Origin of the sequence: Marinimicrobium sp. ARAG 43.8 (genome assembly GCF_050113635.1) — a bacterium.
Taxonomy (GTDB): Bacteria; Pseudomonadota; Gammaproteobacteria; order Pseudomonadales; family Cellvibrionaceae; genus Marinimicrobium.
The window spans coordinates 39,773-60,820 of record NZ_JBNJLT010000010.1; the positions used below are offsets into that span (position 1 = coordinate 39,773).

A 21,048-nucleotide genomic window follows, 5' to 3' on the forward strand; every position below is an offset into this window, starting at 1 on the left:
GAAGAATGTAAGGCGCGCTGCGTCATGGTTCCCGTATGCGGCCAAGCATAAATAACGAAATCCAAAAAAAGGGTATGACGTCATGATTCTGTACGGTAAAACAGTAAAAAATGTAGCAATGCTTTTGTTAAGTGCCACTATCGCTGCCTGCGGTGGTGGTAGTGGTGGTGGCAGTGAGCCGCCCCCGGTTGGAGGTTCCAGCAGCAGTGATCCAGGCAGCGCCAGCAGCTCCTCAAGCAGCGACTCGATCAGTTCAAGCAGTCGCTCCAGCAGCAGCGACTCGAACAATAACCTGTCCGGCCTGAATGGCGATGCAGACAATCAGGATCTGCTGTACTTCAGCCACTCCTACGAAACGGGTGAGAACCCGGACACCGGGCAAACACAGTATCGTTCAACTTTATACGCCATTGACCCGGCCACTCCCGACATTGCGACCGCTTTGCCGCTGGATACTCAGCAATCAGCGCAAGGCGACGATATGGGCCGCACACACTATACGTCGCTCTACGAAGCCGATATTGATCCGAATGATGGCAGCGTCACCCACTATCGCGTTGCGGACGTGCTGTTTTTGCATAACCGGCACGAGGGTGATGAAACCTCTGAAGGCTTTGCCCGCGTGAGTACAGCAGTGGCAACCACGCCTGAAGCGGTGCGGGTGTCATCGGAAACCTACCTGGGCGCGGCGGTTACCGGGGCGGGAACGCTGGTTCGGCAGAACTATGCCGACTCAGACCATGCGGCCGTGGTGTATGGCTTGCCGGGCATTGAAGCGCGAATCCGCATGACCTTTAGGTCGGGCGAGGCACGCGGGTCGAGTGGCAACGGAACGCTCTATCATATCGCCGCCATGGAAGAAAATGATTCACCGGACAGACAGAGCTACCTGGTGCTCAGCAGCTATGGCGGTACGCAGTGTAGTGACGGTTATCGGTTGAGCAGAGATATTATGGCGCTCGATGGCAGTCCTATTCTTGCCAATAGCAATTTGTTGCCCGGCAACAGGGAAGCAAAAAGCGCCGCGCCTTTGGGTGGCCCATTGAGTGATGGCCATCAGTATCTGGTTGTTGAGACGCTGGTGGATACAGGGGTTGTCGGACGCCCCTGCGTTTCTGAAGGTGCCTCTTTATGGCGTTACGATACCTCCCAGCCGTTTGACGAGGTGGTGCAGGTACTGGACGAGAATAACGATCCCCTGATTTTCCCCGAGGGGATCGCCGGACCCATGATGCCCGCCACGAGACACATTGCTCATCAAGGCGGTGTTCTCTACTTCGGCATAGGCAACAGCCTGACCGAACCGCAAGATCTTTATCGGGTGGAAGACGATAACTGGTCTGTATTGGCGGAAAGCGAAGAGCCGCTGGGAGCTGATACCGGCTTTGTTATCACAGGTGATGGTCGAGTCGCCGCCTCCGTGGGTAATACGGTGGTGAGCTGGGCGGCGGATGGCGGTGATCGCCAGGAACTCGACAGCAGCGATGCGGCGTGGTTGGGCATCCAGACCGAAGTGCTGGGCAGTCGTGATGGCTGGATCTTCTACAACCGGCCGGATGCGATTGGCAGGGACTACGCCGTAGCAATGAAGATTGACGGCAGCGATTCAATGGAAATCGTCGATGCGCAATGGATCGGCGCGTCCCTGAGCGGTAACGGTGAAGCCATTCGTTACATGACCGAACTGAGCGAAGTCTTTCTCTGGAATAACGAGCGAGAGATTGCGGCCGTCAGTGCTGCCGATCCCAAGGCCGGCAAGGTGGTGCTCGGTGAACTCGACAACGCGCCTGAAAACGTGGCCATGTACGGTCTGGCACCCGGTCCGCACCGCTTGATCCAAGTGCACCTGGATACTGACAACAGAGAGGTGTATTACGTTAATACGCGGGAAGAAAATTCGCTGCGCAAGAGCCTCGACGAAGCAGAGGGCAACCAACGACCGGTGCAGGGGTTTTAATCGGATGAAAACGACTAAACCCCTCGTCAACATTGGCTGGGTGGCTCTGCTGGGTTTAATGCTGGTTGGCTGCGGAGGCAGCAGCAATAGCCCCGAGCCTGCCAGCAGTCGCTCAAGTGCCAACAGCAGCCAAAGCAGTGACAGCCAAAGCAGTGACAGTCAAAGTAGTGAAAGCATAAGCAGCGACAGTAGCAGCAGTGCAAGCAACAGCAGTGCGTCTGTTAGCACCAGTAGCAGCTCCAGCAGTGCAGGCTCGTCGGAGGGCGAGCCGCAACCGGAAGACCCTGACCCCGAATCACCGGACGTTTTACCGGAGCTGGTGTTGGAGAGCGAAGCGGCGGATAGTCGCCTTATCCTGAGCTGGAACGATTCCGCTTATCCGCAAGACGTTATCTTTAATTTATGTCTTGCCAGCGAACCGGTCCCGGAGGATCTTGATCAGTGTGCCGGCCTTGAAGGAAGCGACTATCGGGCGGATGTGACCAGTCCCTACACCCTTGATGGTCTGACCAACGGCGAACGTTATTATCTTCGTGTCGAGGCGGCAGCGGAAGGTTTTACTCCGGCGTTGTCTCCTTTGGTCAGCGCCACCCCGGAGGCGTCGCTCAATAATCCCGGCGATTACGCGGTTCAAGTCACCGGTTTGGACCCGATGCCGAGCGATATTGTCGCGCTGGATGACCAGGCCATTATCTACTACGAGACACCGGAAAGCCGTTCGGCATTCACTGTGAGCGATGGCACTAACCCGCCTCTTGAAATCGTCGTTGAAAGAGTCGTAGACGGAGACACCGTCCCATACCAAAAACTGTTTCTTGGCGATAGTCAAAACGGGGAGAGCCGCTTGGTCGGCAGCAAGCGCTACTTCAAAGCACAGGATGGTGTAGCCGTTAATGATCTCTGGGTAACCGATGGCACCCAGGCGGGTACACGCTTACTGGTAACAGGGCAGGACATCGGGGTTTATCGTTTCTTTGATATCACCCAGGCCGGGGATCAGTTGCTCTTCTCTTCACAGAATGCGCTCTACAAACTGGATGAGGATGCGCCCGCCGGTGCGGAAAGAATAGCGGTAGGTCTCGATGTCAGCCGCGGTTCACCGGGTCCGTATTTGGTGGGTTATTCACGGGACGATAATGACTTCCTCTGGTTGTCCGGAATGAATGGCACCCACCGTGGATTATTCCGCATTCATCCAAATGATGGGGACGTGGTTGCATGGCATATAGCCGGGGAAACCAGCAGCGTTCAACAGCCCTATAACCTGATCGTAAACGGCGATCATCTGTATTTTATCGCGGACGATTTAACGGGCAGCAACCGGACGGTATGGCGCACGACTATAAGCGCCGATGAACCTCAGGCGCCGGTACGTTTGTTCGACTCCAGCAACACCGCTGAAAGTTTTGCCAATCCCGTACAGTTACACTCGGTGGGAGACAGCATCTACTTTGCGGCTGATCGCTGGAACAGTGACAGCCAAAGTCATCAGGATTGCAAAGTTCTTGTGGCCAACGAACAAACGGATGCCGCTGGTCCCCTTCCACAGCTGATCAGTAGCGAGAACTTTTCCTGTGACAGTGATTTTATCCATCCCTCAGTAACGCTGGATCAGCAGCTCCTGTTGCTGTCCCCCTACGATGACCCCAGTGAGGCTCGGCAATGGTGGCTGGTGGATAACGGGACGCCCCATACAGTGACCTTGGAAGGCGTAGCGCTTGATGCGCCCACCTTGACCGTTACCCCGGAACCGTCAGCTCGTACTGCCGCTTCCGTTGGATCAGGGGCGTGGGTGACTAATGAAGATAAAAATCGCCTGATATACATCGATGGTGAAAGCCAGGAAACCTTCTTTGTCACGGAAGAAGGCGTGGGTGAGCCGAACCTTGTGCACACGCTGACCAATGTGGCGGGCAATCTCTGGTTTACCGCCTGCCCACCGGAGCAGACCTATTATGGCTGCCGGGGTGTCTGGTGGGTGCCACCAGATGAAAGCGATGATGAGCCTGCCGGTTCCGACGGATAAACCGTTAACCTCAATCAATAATCAACAGGAGAAATGCAGTGAAGTTGAGTAAAGTACTGGGAAAAACAAACTGTCTGATCACCATGACGATGGTGATGGCACCCATGGCAATACAAGCCGAAAGCTTGAGTTACAGTTATGCTGACCTGGGTTATCAAACGATGACCGGTGATGGCAGTTTTGATGGATTTCTGGTGGGTGGCTCCTACCAAATCAATGAGCAGTTTTACGTGGCAGGCAGCTACGATGAACTGGAAGATGAAGGGCTTAGTCAAAACGTATTGTCCGTGCGTGGGGGAATGCGGTTTGCACTGAACGATACTATCGACTTGTACGGGGAAGCCGGTGTGGCGCGGGCCGAGGTGGAAGTTTCCTATTACGATGAATGGTCGGACCAAAGCTTTAACTCCAGTGCCTCTGAAACCGGCGTTCAGATAGAAGGTGGTGGTCGGATGCGGATTGCCGAACCACTGGAAGCCGGGGCCTATTTGCGGCACATCAAGGTTGGTGATACCAGCGAAACTTTCCTTGGACTCCAGGGCACCTACTATTTTTCTGATCGGTTTGGTGCACACGCCAATGTCTCACGTTTATTCGATGCGTCGGAATTCCTGCTGCAGGCGGGTGTGCGGCTTAACTTCTGATGCTAAGTGCGACCGCGCCGATCCAATGTCCGATAGCCCAGCGCTTCGTTAATATGAACGGTGTCCAGCGTCGGGCTATCGGCCATATCTGCCAAGGTTCTGGCCACCTTTAACACGCGGTGGTAAGCGCGGCTGGATAAGCCCAGCGTCTCAATCGCGTCTTCAAGCAGCGTACGGTTAGCGCTGCTTAAGGCGCAATGGCGCTCCAGTTCCGGCACGGTCAGTTGATGGTTGGCTTTGCCTTGCCGGTCGAGCTGGCGCTGTCGGGCGTTCACCACACGAGCGCGAACGGCAGCGCTGGCTTCGCCAGCCGCTTTGCCCTGCAACTCTCCGCGTTTGAGCAGTCGCACCGGAACGTGCATATCAATGCGATCCAATAACGGCCCGGAAATCTTATCGCGGTAGCGACGGATCTGATCCGGTGTACAGGTACATTCCCCCTCCGGGGATCCGTGATAACCGCAGGGGCAGGGATTCATCGCCGCCACCAGTTGAAAGCGGGCGGGGTAGGTGGCTTGCGCCCGTGCTCGGGAAATATTGACTTCACCACTCTCCAATGGCTCGCGCAACACTTCCAGCACATGACGGTGAAACTCGGGCAGCTCATCCAGAAATAGCACGCCGCTGTGTGCCAGCGAGATCTCTCCGGGTTTGGGGTGGGAGCCTCCCCCGATCAGGGCAATGGCCGAGGCCGTGTGATGAGGGGCGCGAAAGGGCCGTTCAGCATGGGTGTGAGTGGGAGCGCCGGGGGCGACCGAGTACAGCGCCGCGACTTCCAATTTCTCCCGTGATGACAGCGGTGGCAGTATACCGGGCAGCCGACTGGCCAGCATGGTTTTGCCGGTGCCGGGCGGACCATACATCAAGAGATTGTGGCCGCCACTGGCGGCAACCTCCAGCGCACGCTTGGCTTGCGCCTGCCCTTTGACATCCATCAAGTCCAGCAGCGTTGCGGTGTCCATTCCGGCGCCCAAAGAAGGCTCGGCCAGAGGCAGCCGTTCGCGCTTGTGCAGATGCGCGCAGACGCTCAGCAGATTTTTCGCGGCAAGCACTTCCGTGGTATCGCACAGGGCGGCTTCGTCGGCGTTATCGGCACTGATAATGAGCGAGCGTTTAGCGTCGCCCGCCGCCAGCGCGGCGGGCAGGGCGGCCGTTACCGGGCGCAGTTGACCGGACAGCGCCAGCTCCCCCATAAACTCCGCATCCTTTAGACAATTCTCAGGAAGCTGACCCGAAGCCGCCAAAATACCCAGCGCGATGGGGAGGTCAAATCGACCGCCCTCCTTGGGTAAATCCGCCGGTGCCAGATTCACCGTAATGCGCCGGGCCGGGAATTCCAGATGACTGTTGAGAATCGCACTGCGCACCCGGTCCTTGCTTTCCTTCACGGCGGTTTCCGGCAGGCCCACCATATTCAACGCGGGCAGCCCGTTGGAGAGGTGAACCTCAACGGTAACGAGTGGGGCTTGAACGCCGAGCTTGGCGCGGGAGTAAACAATGGCGAGTGACATTTGCGATCCTTGCGGTGATAGTAAATCCTTAACGGCGACTATACCTCAACGCCGACGGAGAACAACAGGAACCCGATTCCATTTTCTCTTAAAATCATCTGTCGATCTTTCCGGAAAAGCCGAACTGAACGTCGCTGTATGCTTTAAGAGCGCGAGACACTGTGCTGGCGGTATCTGAAATATGAAAATATTCTCCACGCGCAAAAGTCGCTTTTGCACCCGGAGCTTCATTCGCTTCCAGGTGTAACTTCTGTTCGTGTAGAAACCATTCAGGCACAGCTTGGTGGTCGGCTACAATTTGATGTGCATTTATAGAGATACCGCCAGATCGAGGAGAATCCATAGAGGCTTTGAAAGCCTGGTTAAAGGCTTCATAGGCGGCTTCCAGAGTTTCGTTTGTTATTTCCAGGCCCTTGGATTCCCAGGACTCGACTTGCGACGGGCCGAGCGCAAGCCGCCCAAGTGCTAAGATATTATCGTAGCCAGTAAGCAGTACCGGGCTATCACCAGCTGACCTTGTTTCAGTTGGTTGTCGGGCGGCAACTTCTGGCCGGTCAGTTGCCGCTTTTACCGACCTAATATGACTAAGGATGTTGTTTGAAGTGCCAATCTCCATAACCATCGCCTCTATCAAAGGTTTTTCAGATTGATAGAGGCAATGATTGAGCCAACTATTGGTACTGGACTGTTACATTGACAGCACCAAAGGAGGGGCCGTTGTAAATTCTTAGGTTTGGAGAGCGGTCTACGATATAACCGAATGCCACGCGATAGTCAGCTGGGTAAGTGTTCACGGGTGTGCTTACACTACCAGAGGTATTGGAAGTAACGTCTGCATTACCAACAATATTGCCACTAGGATCAACAACTAATAAGTAAACAATCGTATCAGACCAACCATTGAAGGTTCCCGACCAACTGTAGGTAATGTTTGTCATGTATCCAGACGCGAATGAGCCACTCATTATAGAGCTGGTGTAGAGCTGATATTGGTACTCCAATGTGCCGGGTCCGTTACCTGCTGCGAACCAACTGGCCAAGGCTGCTTGAGGAGATTGATCTTGTTTCGCAGAGAAGCTTGTTGGTGGAAAGGGTGCGCCTATATCTTGACCGGTCGAGTCGACCAAATTAATACTGTTGGGAAGCCTATCCGGAGCGTCGGGTGATAAAGCTATATCGGATGCCATTACAGAAAATGAAAAGAGAGTGGAAAATATAAAAATGAAATAGATTTTTGAAGCGTTCATGCTCATGTCTCCTCAGTATCGATCCAATGACACACGTAGAGAAAATTCCTACGTAATAAATAAAGTAGCACAATCTTCCGGTGTGCGCCGGAAGTCGAGTTTGGCGCGTGAATAAACGATGGCGAGTGACATTCGCGATCCTTGCGGTGATAGGCGCTGGCGGTATCTGAGATTTAAAAACGTTTCTCTCGTACGATGGCTATCGTGTTTCGAGGAGCTGATTACACGTCATCTCGTTCTGAGTGTAATAAAATTTACTGTATAAAAACCAGCGGTAACTTGCGGCTTTGCAAATGTCATAATGCCGTTGTTGCGCAGAGTTGGCCACCAGGTAATGAGCCAGTTGTGGGGTTACAAGCATTAACATTACGCTAATAATTATTCCCCGTTTGAATAAGATTTCTGCACGATGGGATAATTCTCTTTTGAGCACGCCTTGTATGAATCCCGTTATAGTCAGCAGAAGAAGCCCAAGCCCAACACCAAGCATGTACATCGCGCCCTTATCAAAAGTAATCACGGGCTTATTTAAGCGAAACAGCGTTATCACTCCAATTAAGCTGACAAAAAACCACGCCAGTGCAGATAGCGTTCCTATTGAAAAAAAGGTGATACTGAGAGTTCGAGCTAGAACGGAAGAGGGAGGTTGATTTATCATCGCTGCAGTCTCGGTCTTCCGGAAAGAAACTCGTTAATGGTATGTTGTGCTGTATCTATCAACAAGGTTTTTGCGGAGTTAACGGCGTAGTCAAAGATGGACTCTGTTAGTTCACTGATTTGTTGATAGACACCCTGCTTGGCGGCTTCGATGTTATCGTCAATGCCTGCACTGATATCGTCGAGGCCTGCAATGACTCGCTCAGTTATTCCGTACTGCTCGTCTAGAGCGCTCAAAGCCATAGATGTGCCAACTCCAACCAGAATCACCGCAGCAATAGGTCCTATCGCTATGGTGATACCCAGTGCAGCGGTGGCGGAGGCCGCCGCAATGGATGCACCTGTCGTAATGCCGACTTTCACAACATCGGTCGCCAGGGAGCCGATGAGTTGACTCAGGGTGGCCTGATCGGTAAAAAAATAATCCGCCACTCGATAAGCAGACAGCAGAACAACAGACAGAATACCTCCCGACTTTGCGGCATGTATTGCTCCTGCCTTGCCCAGTCCCATGGTGATGACTTTTGGGTTCTTTATGCCGTATTTAGTGCCGGTTAGAACACGCCGTAACCCCGGATGCCCTTTTAAAATGATATGCGGCTGATGGCTTTTGGGGGAAGATTGGACGATGCTATCCATTTCATCAAGCGACAGCACAAAAATGTCGTGCTGGTTGGATTGGATGTGTTCTTTTAAAGCGTACTTTTCCTTGTCCGAAAGCATTTCGATATCGTCCTTGCATAAGCCTGAGGTTAAAAAGGTAGGCTTGAGGTTAACGGTCGCTCAGGCTATCAATCGCGGTAAATCCTGGCAATGGGGAGGTGGGCGTTCTGTGACCCCGTTCAAACGTCCCGGTTTTGCGCGCGCTGTTCCATCTCGGCCAACTGTTTTTCCAATTGCTCCAGGCGTTCACGGGTGCGCTGCAATACCGCGGTCTGGGCGTCGAATTCCTCGCGGGTAACCAGATCCATTTTGCCCAGGGCGGATTGCACGGCGGCCTGTAGCTCCCGCTTGGGGAAGAGATCTTTCAGGGCCGGTGCGTGCCGGTCGATTTCCTGAAATACTTTTTGCGCGAAGTCATTGATCATACGTCGATAGGGTCCGTGGTTGGGTGGCAGGCAGCGAACACCAAACCAGTGTAACGCTGCCAAGCGCGTTTGTCAGGCGCTCAGCCCAGCCCATGCCATTGCTTGATGGTACGGCACACCATGTCGAGAGGTTGGGGGGCGGTGAAGTGATAACCCTGCATTTGATCGCAACCGGCCTCCAGCAGCCAGTCGCGTTGAGCCTGGGTCTCCACACTTTCGGCGACCACGGTTTTGTCGAGGTTGTGCGCCAGATTGATCATGGCCCGGACCAGGCGCTGGTCTTCCTCGCTGTGACTGAGAGCGGAGAGAAACTGGGCGTCGATTTTGACCGAGCGAATGGGCAGGCGCTGTAGCTGCAGGAAAGAACAGCAGCCGCTGCCGAACTGGTCCAAAGAGAACGTCAGCCCCAGATGCGACAGCGGTCGCATGCACAGGCTCACCAGCTCCAGATTGTCCATGAGGCTGGTTTCGGTCAGTTCGAACTCAAGGTGATGGCCGGGAATCGACAGCTCCTTGAGAATGCCCGCCAGCCGGTGGACCAGCTGTTCATCCCGGAACTGGCGCACGGACAGATTGACCGCCATCAACAGATCCAGCTGGCACTCGTCCTGCAATTTACGCCAGTCCCGGCAGGCTCGCTCAACCACCCAATACCCTACCTCGCTGATCAGGTCGGTATCCTCGGCCACATTGATAAACTCTTTGGCATCCAACAAGCCCCGCTTGGGGTGTTGCCAGCGCAGCAGCGCTTCCATGGCGACGATAGCGCCGGTTTGCAGATCGATGCGGGGCTGATATTGCAGGCTGAGCTGTTGGTTTCTCATCGCCATGCGCAGCTCCGATTCCATGCGCAGCTGCTGGCGCACCGCTCGGTTCATGGCTTCGGTAAAAAAGCGGTAGCTGCTGCCTTCCTGTTGTTTAGCCTGATACATGGCGGTATCCGCGTTTTTGAGCAGGGTGTCCGCGTCGCGACCGGTATCCGGAAAGGTGGCGATACCGATGCTGCACCCGATGCTCATCTCGTAACCGCCCAAATGGTAGGGGGCGCCGATGCGTTGAATGATTTTCTCGGCAATGTGTGCAATATCGGCGGCGCTGTCTGTGTTTTCCAGAAGCAAGGTGAATTCATCGCCGCCCATGCGGGCCACGGAGTCACTGCTGCGCATACATTCCTGGAGGCGCTCGGCACACACCCGGATCATGGTATCGCCGGTGTCGTGCCCGAAACTGTCATTGACCTGCTTGAAGCCGTTCAGGTCGATAAACATCAGGGCGAATTGCCCGCGATCCCGCTCGGCCAGCAAGATGGCGTGCTCCAGGCGGTCGCGAAACAGGATGCGATTGGGAATATCGGTGAGGCTGTCGTAGTGAGCCAAATGGCTCAGGTGCTGCTCGGTGCGCTTGCGCTCGATGGCGTAGCGCAGAGTGCGTTCGAGCAGCTGGGTATCGATCTGGCCTTTGATGAGGTAGTCGGCGGCGCCAGAGCGTATGGCTTCGCGGTCCACCTCGGTTTCCATCTCGCTGGTCATGACCACAATGGGGGTAGTGCAGGCCTGGGTTCTGGCGGCGGTCAGTAAATCGCGGGCAGTGTCGCCTCGCCAAAAGTAATCCAGCAGGATCAGGTCGTAATCGTCGTCAAAAATGGCAGGCAAAGCGCCGTCAAGCCGGTTGTGCCAAACCAGCTGATAGTCGGTGTGATGAATCTGCGACAACAAATCGGCCAGTAATAAATACTCGCCCTCTTCGCTGTCAATAAAGAGGATCTTTACGATTCTGTCCATCGCCCACAGTCTACTGTTCCTTCGGCATCGTCAATGGGGCCAACTGCGCTCAACCCTGACGCCATGATCCGGTCTGCCGTCAGGCAGCCGGTCCCGATAAGCTAGGCGGGATCACACAGCAAGAAGAAATCCGTGCCAAGTCGCGACTTTACACCACCTATCGCGCATAATAAACCTCTTTCCGGCCGCTGCCTTGAAAGCGCTCCGGCCCCTGCTACAATGCCGGCCCGCTGACATTCCCCCGCATTCAGTGCGCTCGTGAGGCGCCAAAGGTAAGGTTCTGTGCCCAAGCTCAACCCTCGTCAAAGAGAAGCCGTACATTACATCGACGGCCCCTGTCTGGTGCTGGCGGGGGCCGGCAGTGGCAAAACCAGCGTCATCACGCGCAAAATTGCCTATTTAATAGAGCAGTGCGACCTGCCGGCGCGCCACATCGCGGCGCTGACGTTCACCAACAAGGCGGCCCGGGAAATGAAAGAGCGGGTGAGCTCGCTGGTGCGTGGTTCCGCCGCCAAGGGGCTCACGGTATCCACCTTCCATAACCTGGGCTTGAACATCATTCGACGTGAGTATAAAGCGCTGGGCTTCAAACCCGGTTTTTCGATATTTGACGCCGAAGATGCCCGGGCGCTGCTCAAGGAATTATTGCTCAAAGATGGTGAACTGGACAGCGATCACCTCAACCGGGTTCAACACCAGATTTCCAACTGGAAGAACGACCTGACGGCCCCCGAAGCCGTTATGGCACTGGCCCAGAGTCCGGGTGAGCAAACGATTGCTCGCGTGTATGAGCGCTACAATCAGGCGCTGCGCGCCTACAATGCGGTGGATTTCGATGACCTGATTCTGGTCCCCGTCCAGCTGTTCCAAAGCGAGCCAGAGGTTCTGGCCCGCTGGCAGCGCAGAATTCGTTATTTGCTGGTGGACGAATACCAGGATACCAACTCCAGCCAGTACCTTCTGGTCAAGCAGATTGTCGGCGTCCGTGGCTCGCTCACCGTGGTGGGGGATGACGACCAGTCCATCTATGCCTGGCGCGGGGCACGGCCCGAGAACATGAGCCTGCTCAAAGAAGACTTCCCGGCGCTGCGGGTGATCAAGCTCGAACAGAACTACCGCTCTACCAGTCGCATCCTGCGAGTGGCCAACCATCTGATTGCCCACAACCCCCACGAATTCGACAAGGCGCTGTGGAGTGAAATGGGGCTGGGCGATCCGCTGCGGGTGGTGCGTTGCGCCAATGAAGAGGCGGAAGCCGAGCGCGTTGCCACGGAAATTCTCACCAGCCGGCTGCGCTACCAGCGCCGTTTCCGCGACTACGCCGTACTGTATCGGGGCAACCACCAGGCCCGGCTGCTGGAAATCAAACTGCAACAGCACCAGATTCCCTACAAAATCAGCGGCGGTTCGTCGTTCTTCTCAAAGACCGAAATCAAGGATGTGATGGCTTACCTGCGGCTGCTGGTCAATCCGGACGACGATAACGCGTTTCTGCGCGTGATCAATACCCCCCGCCGCCAGATTGGCACCAGTACACTGGAAACCCTGGGACGCTACGCCACTGAGCGTCATATCGGTCTGTTCAGTGCCGTCGAGGAACTGGGCCTGCAGAGTCAGCTGAATGAAAAGGCGCTGGAACGGTTGCGCCGCTTCACGCTCTGGATTCAGGGGATTGTGCGGCGCTGTGAGGGAGACAGCCCGATTGGCGCGATTCGGGAAATGCTGGAAGACATGGATTACGAAGCGTGGCTCCATCAGAACGCCAGCACACCCAAGGCCGCCGAGCGACGTTGGGATAATGTGCAGTATCTGGTGGAGTCGCTGGGCCGCACGCTGGAGCCGGACGAGGACGGTGAAGAAACCACCATCAAGGAAGCGATCGCCAAGCTGGTATTGCGCGATCTGCTGGAGCGGCAGGAGGAAGAGGACGACATGGATCAGGTGCAGCTACTGACGCTGCATGCTTCCAAGGGGCTGGAGTTTCCTCATGTGTTTATGGTGGGCATGGAGGAAGATCTGCTGCCTCACCGCAACAGCATCGAAGATGACAACATTGAGGAAGAGCGTCGCTTGACCTACGTGGGTATCACCCGCGCGCAAAAAACGCTGACCATGACGCTGGCCCACAAGCGCAAGCAGTTTGGGGAAGTATCGGAAACCACGCCCAGCCGTTTTCTGGAGGAATTGCCGCCGGAGGACATTGAATACGAGGGCTTTGGGGAGCACAGCCCCGAGAAGAATGTGGCGAAGGGCGAGGAAACCCTGAACAGCCTGCTGGGAATGTTTGATTAACCCGCAGGCTGCCGCCAAGGAATGCCGCTTAGCGGCTTTCCTTTTAGCTTTTAGCTGCTTTCTTCCACCATGTAATCCACGGTGGCCTTGATCTCGTCTTCCGAGCAGTTGCCACACAAGCCCATGGCGGGCATGGCGTTGAAACCGTTGATCGCGTGATCGTACAGGGTTTCCGTGCCTTTCTCGATGTGCGAAGACCAACTGTCGACGTCACCCATGATCGGGGCGCCGGATACACCGGCGGCGTGGCAGGTGGTGCAATGGGCGTCGTAGATTTCCTGTCCGGAGCGAGGCTCGTCACTTGCGCTGGCCACTGGCGCTGCCGCGCAATCGTCACCGGACATACAGACTTCGCCGACGGGCGCCAGGCGGGATTTAATGCCCTCGTTGACCTGGTTGGATTGCGCAATGGCCAGCGCAGAAAGCAAACCCAGGCTGACAGCCACCAACAGGCCGATACGTTTTTTGACTAGACTCACGGTGCTTGGTCCTCGTTGTCAGAGGCAGTGCCTCTTGGAAACAGTGGGAGCGGTCTTTGCCGCGAGGGCGCATTATAGCCACAAGTGGGGGGCCGGGTGAAGTTTGCCCCAGCCCTGTAGTGGTTACTCGGTCGCCGGGGGGACGGCGTTGGCGATCAGCAAGTAGCTACTGAGGTTGGAAGTCCAACGCTCCATCAGGCGGCTGAACTGGCGATAGTTGGTGGCGCGCGTGGTCCACTCCAGATCCTGCCCGGCGAAACCCTGGGTTTCCCGGTGATCAATAAATTGCGCCAGTACCTTGCCGTTGGGCTCTTCAATCACCAGATCAAACGTGGCGTTGCCCACCTCCCGGGTGTAATAGCGGTTGTTGCCGGGCACACTCAGGTCGGGGGCGTAGATATTGAGGTTGCGCAGCCGCGGACGAAACACCATATCGGCGCTCGTTCGGTCTTCCACGATCTTGAGCCCGGTCTCCTCGGACAATCCCTCGCTGAGCGCTTCATTCAGGTAACGTCCATAGTCTTCCTGAATACGGTCCAGATCCCGCTGGGTGTATTCCGTGCGGCGTTCACGGAGCCAGTAATCACTCAGGGCGACCGTTGCCGGTTCAATGAAAACGGTGCTGAATTGCGGAAGGCGCTTGTCCTCGGCGACAAACACATGATCGAAATTGCCGGGCTCCGCTGAGCGAAGATGGTCATCCGCCAGTGGCAGCGAGGAAGGGCTGGTGCAACCGGCCAGCCATAGCGTGGCCAGGACGAGGGTCAGCGCACGGCCGAGTAATGGGGTCCGGCGCACCCGTTTGAGAACACTGGGCATAAGCAGCCTCCAGAGTAGACGCTCGACGGTCGAAATGACGGCCGATCTTCAGGATCATACGCCACTCTGGTGCGGTTGGAGGTGGAAAACCGGGTTTTAAAGCGTAAAAAACTGTGAGTGTTGTGTACGTTTATCCCTCATGGGTTCGCGCAAAATAATCTTTCGCGGCCCGGTTCACCCGGGGAGCGAGCAACAGGGCGGACACCATGGTCGGAATCGCCATCATGGCATAAAAGCCATCCAGCAATCCCACAATGGCCTCGATGCTGACCACGCTGCCGAACAAGACCAGCCCCACATAAATCCACCGGTAATGGTGCTGGTGTTGAGCACCGATCAGGAAGCCGAGGCATTTGCTGCCGTAGTACCAGAATGTGAACAGCGTACTGAGCGCCAGCAGCGCCACCACCAGCACCAGGGCGCGGGCACCGAATTCCGGGAACGCGGTTTCAAAGGCCTCTGCCGTCAACAGCACACCGTTCACGTCGTCACCGCCGTGCCAGCTGTTCGTGACCAAAATGGCCAGCGCCGTGCAGGTACAGACCAACAGCGTGTCGATTACCGGCCCCAGCATGGCCACCAGCCCTTCGCGCACAGGCTCTTTGGTCTTGGCCGCACCGTGGGCCATGGATTCGGTGCCGACACCGGCTTCATTCGAAAAGGCGCCGCGGCGCACGCCCATTAAAATCACCGTGCCGAGAGCGCCGCCCGCAGCGGCCTGCCCAGTAAAGGCATCGGTCACGATTTGCGTGAGCGCGGCGGGTATTTCCCCCGCGTAACGCACCAGCAGCACGGCCGTGAGCCCCAAATAGAGCAGCACCATAAAGGGCACTAACCTGAGTGTAATGCGGCCCACCCGCTGCACTTGCCCGCTGATCACCAGCAACACCAGCGCCGCGATAAGCGCGCCCAGCAGCAAATCAAAGGTAAAATGGTTCTGCTCTGTGGTCACTCCCGCCGGAATCGCCACTACCACCCGTACAATTTCCACCAGCTGGTTTACCTGAAAGGCGGGCATGGTGCCGAGCAGCCCGGCAAACGCGAACAGGGCAGCCAGTGGCCACCACCGTTTGCCCAGCCCCTCGCGCACCACATACATAGGGCCGCCCTGCACGCGGCCCAGGCTGTCTTCGCCCCGGTACATCACCGCCAAGGTGCAGGTATAGAATTTAGTGGCCACGCCGATCACGGCTGTGACCCACATCCAGAACACCGCGCCGGGCCCACCCATGGTAATCGCCAGCGCCACGCCGCCGATATTGCCCAGCCCCAACGTGCCGGACAGCGCCGTGCTCAGTGCCTGGGCGTGGGGAATATCGCCCGCGTCCTCGGCGCGGTCATAGCGTCCGGTCAGTATTTGAAAGGCGTGGCGGAAGTGCCGGTAGGGGAGGCCCCGGGAGAAGAGCACGAAGAAGAGGCCACCACCCACCAGCAAAATAACCAGCGGTGTTCCCCACATGAGATTGGCGAACTGCTTGAATATTTCTTCCATTCTCTCCTCGGTTGGCGGTCGGGCGGTCGCCGCGGTGGGACATAGCCCCTTGGGAGACCCGCCGTGAATACGTCCCTGTAGGCTTCATGTCGGCATCCATGCCTCCAAGAGTCTCCCAAGGGGCTATGTCCCACCGCGGCTTGTGCGGTCGTCGTCCGGGTGAGGAGAGCTATTCGGCGGCAAATTCCCCGGCTTCATAGCGGCGAAGCAAGTTTCGCGCCGCGGCTTCCTGAGCGTCTGGCACCCACAGGGAGACGGTGTTACCGGCCGGAATACCACCCGCTGCGCCGGAGAGGTATTCGCCGCGAATTTCGCACTCGATGCCTTCCGACTCCAGCAGTCCCTGAACCAGGTGGGCTTCCAGGTTGTTTTCCGGCAGGTAGACTTCACGCATGGCCCGGGTTCTCTTCGAGTTGGCTTTCAAGAAGGTAGCTTTCAAGATACGTGTTTTTGAGCTTGACGTAGTTCTGCGCCGAGTAGCGGAAGAACTCGCGCTCGCTGTCCTTGAGGGGGCGGGCCTGCTTGCAGGGAGTACCGACGTAGAGATAGCCGCTTTGCAGCCGCTTGCCGGGCGGTACCAGCGTACCTGCCCCGATGATGACCTCATCCTCCACGACTGCACCATCGAGTACCGTGGCACCAATGCCCACCAGTACACGATTGCCCACCGTGCAGCCGTGCAGGGTGGCGGCGTGGCCTACGGTCACATCATCGCCAATGGTGAGCGGATAGCCTTCCGGGTTGAAAGGGCCAGCGTGGGTGATGTGCAGTACGGCGTTGTCCTGCACACTGGTGCGTTCGCCGATGCGAATGCGGTGCATGTCGCCCCGAATGACGGCGCAGGGCCAAACCGAGCTGTCGGCACCGAGTGTGACATCGCCGATGACGACGGCGGCCGGGTCGATAAAAACCCGGTCGCCGAGTTGTGGCGTGTGGCCCTGATACGGTCGTACATTCTTCAGGGGCAAAGAGTCTGTCATGGGTTTACCTGATTGCGTTACGTCTCCTGCACAGTGTACCTGCGCCGAGCAGTAACACAACCAGACCACTCAACAGTCCCATGCTGCCACCGGGTTGTCGGACTCGGTATTTTAGCCCAGGCCCTTGAATTCCGGGGCTGGAGCCTCGACTGATGCTGTAGGATAATGCCATGTTGCCCAAAGCGAACGTCGGAGAAGTACTCTATGACCAACCCCCTGCTGGACACCCACGAACTGCCCCCGTTTTCCGCCATTGAGCCGGAGCATGTGGAACCGGCGATTCGCCAGTTGATTGATGAAAACCGCGCTCACCGTGAACAGCTGCTGGAAAACCTCGGGCAACCAACCTGGGAGAATCTGGTACTGCCGCTGGAAACCGAGGACGACCGGCTGGAGCAAGCCTGGTCGCCCGTAAGCCACCTGAACGCCGTGCGCAATAATGAAGCGTTGCGTAACGCCTACAACGCCAGCGTCGCCTTGCTGACCGAGTACGGCACAGAAGTCAGTCAGGATCGGCGTCTGTACGACGCCTACCAGGCGCTGGCCGACAGCCCCGAATACGACGACCTCAGCCAGGCGCAACGCCAGGCCATTGATCACGCACTGCGGGATTTCCGTCTCGGTGGTGTCGCCTTGGAGGGCGAGGCCAAGCAGCGCTATGGCGAGGTTAAAAAACGCCTGAGCGAGCTGTCCACCCGCTTTGCCAACAACGTGCTCGATGCCACCCAGGCCTGGTACAAACACCATACCGACGCCACCGCACTGGCTGGGCTGCCAGACTCAGCGCTGGAACAGGCCGCCCAGACCGCGCAACAGAAAAAGCGGGAAGGCTACGTCACCACTCTGGATATTCCCTCGTTTCTCGCCGTCATGACCTACGCCGAGGATCGCGCCCTGCGCCGGGAAACCTACACCGCGTTCGTCACCCGCGCCTCTGCCGAAGGGCAGAAAGCCGACGGCAGCAGCGCCGCCGAGTGGGACAACACTGCCCTTATTGATGAAACCCTGGCGCTGCGCCACGAACTCGCCCAACTGCTCGGCTTCAACAACTACGCCGAATATTCCCTGGCCAGCAAAATGGCCGACAGCACCGAACAGGTGATTGGCTTTTTGAACGAACTGGCGGACCAGTCCCGCTCTTTGGCGGAAAAGGACGTGCAGCAACTCAAACAGTTTGCGCAGAAGCAGGGCTGCAGTGATCTCCAGGCCTGGGACCTCGCCTACTACAGTGAAAAACTGCGGCAAGCCGAATACGCCCTGTCCCAGGAAGAATTGCGCCCCTATTTCCCCGCTGAGCGCGTCATCAGCGGTCTGTTTGAAGTCGTCAAACGCCTGTACGACATCGAGATTCTGCCCGTGGCCAGCTTCGACAGCTGGCACCCGGACGTGCGTTTTTATCAGATCTACAAAAATGGCGACTACATCGCCGGCTTTTACTTCGATATCTTCGCCCGCGAAAACAAACGTGGCGGTGCCTGGATGGCCGACTGTCGGGTGCGCCGACAAACCGGGCAGGGCATCCAGCGCCCCGTGGCGTTTCTCACCTGCAACTTCACGCCACCGGTGGGCAGCAAGCCGTCATTATTGACGCACGACGAAGTGACTACCTTATTCCACGAGTTCGGTCACGGCCTGCACCACATGCTCACGCAGATTGACGTGGCTGCGGTTAGCGGCATCAACGGCGTCGCCTGGGATGCGGTGGAGCTGCCCAGCCAGTTCCTGGAAAACTGGTGCTGGGAGCCCGACGTCGTGCCGCTGATCTCCGGCCACTACGAAACCGGCGAGCCGCTGCCGCAGGCGCTGCTCGATAAAATGCTGGCCGCCAAAAACTTCCAGTCCGGTATGCAAATGCTGCGGCAACTGGAATTCTCCCTGTTCGACTTTCGGTTGCACGCCGAGTACAACCCGGCGAGCCCCAAGGCCCCGCAACAACTGTTGGACGAAGTGCGCGACCAAGTGGCCGTCATCAAACCCCCGGCCTTCAACCGTTTCCAGAACAGCTTCAGCCACATCTTCGCCGGTGGCTACGCCGCCGGTTACTACAGCTACAAATGGGCCGAAGTGCTCTCTGCCGACGCCTTCTCCCGCTTCGAGGAAGAGGGCATTTTCAACCGCGAGACCGGCGAGCGCTTCCTCACCGAAATTCTCCAGCAAGGCGGCAGCCGCCCGCCCATGGAACTGTTCGTTAACTTCCGGGGCCGCGAACCCAGCATCGAACCCCTGCTGCGCCACAGCGGCATCGACCACAATAACGAGGCCGCGTAACCATGGCTTTCAGCAAAACGCCCCGGTTCATTGCCGGGGCCATCTGCCCGCGCTGCTCCACCATGGACAAAGTGCGCGTCTACAACGAAGACGGCAAAGACTACCGCGAATGCGTGGAGTGCGGTTTCAAGCAGGAGCAGCACATCCAGCCCCAGTACCGCGAACCCGAAACCCGCGTCAACACCAGCGAAGAAGACCGCAAAGCCCAGGAACAAGTGGTCAAAATCCTCCCCATGGGAGACGACCACTAGGCCCTGGCGTCAAAACTTGCAATCTCTCCCCGATTTGCTACTTTTACTCAACAACCTGCCCAGCCCCCGTTGCCACATGGATGATGTCGCACTACGGGCGGTAGCGTGCCTGAACAGTTTTTTGCTGAACCGCCAATGCTTTGGCAATTGTTTCTTTCATATCAGCCACCACCGACTGACTCAACAGCGTTTGCCGATCTTTTTTGCCCTTGCCATTTCGGACTGTTATTGCCATGCGATCAAAGCAAACATCCTGGACCCTGAGACGTAAACATTCAGAAACCCTTAAACCACTACCGTAAAGAATAGAAACGATAAGCTGTTGGGGATGTGTTAAATGGGACAGTATGGCACGAATCTCTCTGGGATCTAACGTAGTGGGAAGGTGGCGTTGCTTCCTGGCGGGAGCGAAGTCAATTTCACCCAGCGGCTTATCGAGCACTTTATGGTACAAATACACCACGGCATTCAGAGCGACTTTTTGCGTATTTACTGCGACATGGCGGTTCACGGCTAAGTAAGTTAAAAACGCTTTAATCTCGTCGATCCCCATAGAAGAAGGGTGTCGTTTCTCATTGAAGAGAATAAACTGCTTTATCCAGAAAAGGTAAGTTTTTTCTGTTCGCATGCTGTATCCACGAAGGCGGATATCGTTACGAATCATTTCCATAAAAGGACTGGGTGGCATCAGAATCACTCCCTGTAAACATGATGGCGATTTATGTATATTTATACAGTATATTTTTTTGGCTTGCAAAGTTTGCCGTTTATATCATCTTTACACGTCACGCTTTCCCCTGTTTAGAAATGAATTTTCCTTTACTATCAAAACGTTACGATTTTCTCTGGCTAGATAACAGGCGGCACCTAAGTAAAAACCGAGCTGGCACGCATTCTCTTTGTAACTTCTATGTTAAAGTTCCGTTTACATTTTAAAATTCAGTGAGTTAGTAAGCTTTTTGGAAAAAATCAAAAAATGAAAAAGTGTGCTGGCTCGATATACAAATGTTATCTGTAAATGAAAGAACATCACTGTGTAACCAAAGAAGGAGAACACCTGCTCCTATACGAAACTGAAAGCGGGGTGCATATATGTCCGGTATGCGGTAGTGCCGAACTAGTGTCTCCCGCATACGACTGTGAAGGCTTGCCTTCTTTTCAAATGTGTTCATGTGGGTTCGAGTATGGGTTTGATGACACTCCATCTGCATCTTCAAAGGCGGTTGAAGGCGGGATGAGCGTCAATTGGGATCTTTGGCGCCTGAAGGTAATAAAGAGGTCTTCATATCTTTCTAGTACATTAGACATATGTGAAGCTAATCTTAAGAATATCGGAATTGCATTGGCCTATGATCTGACCCCGGTAAAGAATCATGAGAGCAGATAACAATCGCAACCAGTCGGAAATATTTTTCGTTTCTTGTTTTGCGGTTTACGCTACGCTACCGCAAAACAATCCACTACAAATATTCCGCTGTTGCGGGCGTTAGGCAATCAAATAAAGGAAACCTTAAACGTGAAGAAATTCTTTCCACTAATAATATCTTTTCTCACTC

18 protein-coding genes are annotated in these 21,048 nt (G+C 55.9%); 6 read left to right on the plus strand and 12 right to left on the minus strand.

What is annotated here, in order from left to right; translation table 11 throughout:
* Window positions 1-118 precede the first annotated feature (118 nt).
* The 3 genes from ACQCLF_RS15070 to ACQCLF_RS15080 are packed head-to-tail and all read left to right on the plus strand — an operon-like array spanning window position 119 to window position 4,627.
* Window positions 119-1,957: a hypothetical protein gene (locus tag ACQCLF_RS15070; protein WP_426988756.1), complete on the plus strand. Its 1,839-nt coding sequence runs from the start codon at window positions 119-121 to the stop codon at window positions 1,955-1,957.
* A gap of 4 nt (window positions 1,958-1,961) precedes the next feature.
* A complete protein-coding gene (locus ACQCLF_RS15075; protein ID WP_426988758.1) occupies window positions 1,962-3,983 on the plus strand; it encodes a hypothetical protein in 2,022 nt (673 codons plus the stop codon).
* A gap of 38 nt (window positions 3,984-4,021) precedes the next feature.
* Window positions 4,022-4,627: an outer membrane beta-barrel protein gene (locus ACQCLF_RS15080; RefSeq protein ID WP_426988760.1), complete on the plus strand. Its 606-nt coding sequence runs from the start codon at window positions 4,022-4,024 to the stop codon at window positions 4,625-4,627.
* Between the two features lie 2 nt (window positions 4,628-4,629).
* Here ACQCLF_RS15080 and ACQCLF_RS15085 read toward each other — a convergent pair whose 3' ends face one another.
* The 6 genes from ACQCLF_RS15085 to ACQCLF_RS15110 all read right to left on the minus strand — a co-directional run bounded on the left by ACQCLF_RS15085 (window position 4,630) and on the right by ACQCLF_RS15110 (window position 10,911).
* Window positions 4,630-6,138: a YifB family Mg chelatase-like AAA ATPase gene (locus ACQCLF_RS15085; RefSeq protein ID WP_426988762.1), complete on the minus strand. Its 1,509-nt coding sequence runs from the start codon at window positions 6,136-6,138 to the stop codon at window positions 4,630-4,632.
* A 94-nt stretch (window positions 6,139-6,232) separates the two neighbouring features.
* The gene (locus ACQCLF_RS15090; protein ID WP_426988764.1) at window positions 6,233-6,754 is read right to left on the minus strand and encodes a hypothetical protein; all 522 of its coding nucleotides are present in this window, start codon (window positions 6,752-6,754) and stop codon (window positions 6,233-6,235) included.
* 55 nt (window positions 6,755-6,809) lie between these two features.
* Complete coding sequence (locus ACQCLF_RS15095; RefSeq protein WP_426988766.1) at window positions 6,810-7,385, minus strand: hypothetical protein; 576 nt, start codon at window positions 7,383-7,385, stop codon at window positions 6,810-6,812.
* Window positions 7,386-8,039: 654 nt separating this feature from the next.
* The gene (locus ACQCLF_RS15100) at window positions 8,040-8,765 is read right to left on the minus strand and encodes a hypothetical protein (protein ID WP_426988768.1); all 726 of its coding nucleotides are present in this window, start codon (window positions 8,763-8,765) and stop codon (window positions 8,040-8,042) included.
* Between the two features lie 119 nt (window positions 8,766-8,884).
* Window positions 8,885-9,130, minus strand: coding sequence for an accessory factor UbiK family protein (locus ACQCLF_RS15105; RefSeq protein ID WP_426988770.1), 246 nt, complete (start codon window positions 9,128-9,130; stop codon window positions 8,885-8,887).
* Window positions 9,131-9,210: 80 nt separating this feature from the next.
* The gene (locus tag ACQCLF_RS15110; protein WP_426988772.1) at window positions 9,211-10,911 is read right to left on the minus strand and encodes a putative bifunctional diguanylate cyclase/phosphodiesterase; all 1,701 of its coding nucleotides are present in this window, start codon (window positions 10,909-10,911) and stop codon (window positions 9,211-9,213) included.
* A 282-nt stretch (window positions 10,912-11,193) separates the two neighbouring features.
* Between ACQCLF_RS15110 and rep the strand changes: the two genes are divergently transcribed.
* Entirely contained in the window at window positions 11,194-13,203 is a 2,010-nt protein-coding gene (rep, locus tag ACQCLF_RS15115; protein WP_426988774.1) for a DNA helicase Rep, read from the plus strand.
* A 50-nt stretch (window positions 13,204-13,253) separates the two neighbouring features.
* On the opposite strand, the gene ACQCLF_RS15120 is transcribed toward rep, so the two are convergent.
* From ACQCLF_RS15120 to ACQCLF_RS15140, 5 genes are all read right to left on the minus strand, one after another.
* Complete coding sequence (locus ACQCLF_RS15120) at window positions 13,254-13,682, minus strand: c-type cytochrome (protein ID WP_426988776.1); 429 nt, start codon at window positions 13,680-13,682, stop codon at window positions 13,254-13,256.
* A 123-nt stretch (window positions 13,683-13,805) separates the two neighbouring features.
* Window positions 13,806-14,501 (minus strand): hypothetical protein, encoded by a 696-nt coding sequence (locus tag ACQCLF_RS15125; RefSeq protein WP_426988778.1) that lies wholly within the window; start codon window positions 14,499-14,501, stop codon window positions 13,806-13,808.
* 130 nt (window positions 14,502-14,631) lie between these two features.
* Complete coding sequence (locus ACQCLF_RS15130) at window positions 14,632-15,993, minus strand: alanine/glycine:cation symporter family protein (protein ID WP_426988780.1); 1,362 nt, start codon at window positions 15,991-15,993, stop codon at window positions 14,632-14,634.
* 169 nt (window positions 15,994-16,162) lie between these two features.
* Window positions 16,163-16,387: a DUF2007 domain-containing protein gene (locus tag ACQCLF_RS15135; RefSeq protein ID WP_426988782.1), complete on the minus strand. Its 225-nt coding sequence runs from the start codon at window positions 16,385-16,387 to the stop codon at window positions 16,163-16,165.
* Entirely contained in the window at window positions 16,380-16,973 is a 594-nt protein-coding gene (locus tag ACQCLF_RS15140) for a gamma carbonic anhydrase family protein (protein WP_426988784.1), read from the minus strand. Before ACQCLF_RS15140 ends, ACQCLF_RS15135 begins: the two co-directional genes overlap by 8 nt.
* A 204-nt stretch (window positions 16,974-17,177) precedes the next feature.
* Here ACQCLF_RS15140 and prlC point away from each other — a divergent pair, with 204 nt between their 5' ends.
* Window positions 17,178-19,241, plus strand: coding sequence for an oligopeptidase A (gene prlC / locus ACQCLF_RS15145; protein WP_426988786.1), 2,064 nt, complete (start codon window positions 17,178-17,180; stop codon window positions 19,239-19,241).
* Window positions 19,242-19,243: 2 nt separating this feature from the next.
* Window positions 19,244-19,492 (plus strand): YheV family putative zinc ribbon protein, encoded by a 249-nt coding sequence (locus ACQCLF_RS15150; RefSeq protein ID WP_426988788.1) that lies wholly within the window; start codon window positions 19,244-19,246, stop codon window positions 19,490-19,492.
* Between the two features lie 91 nt (window positions 19,493-19,583).
* Here ACQCLF_RS15150 and ACQCLF_RS15155 read toward each other — a convergent pair whose 3' ends face one another.
* Entirely contained in the window at window positions 19,584-20,180 is a 597-nt protein-coding gene (locus tag ACQCLF_RS15155; RefSeq protein ID WP_426988790.1) for a phage integrase N-terminal SAM-like domain-containing protein, read from the minus strand.
* Window positions 20,181-21,048: the final 868 nt, after the last annotated feature.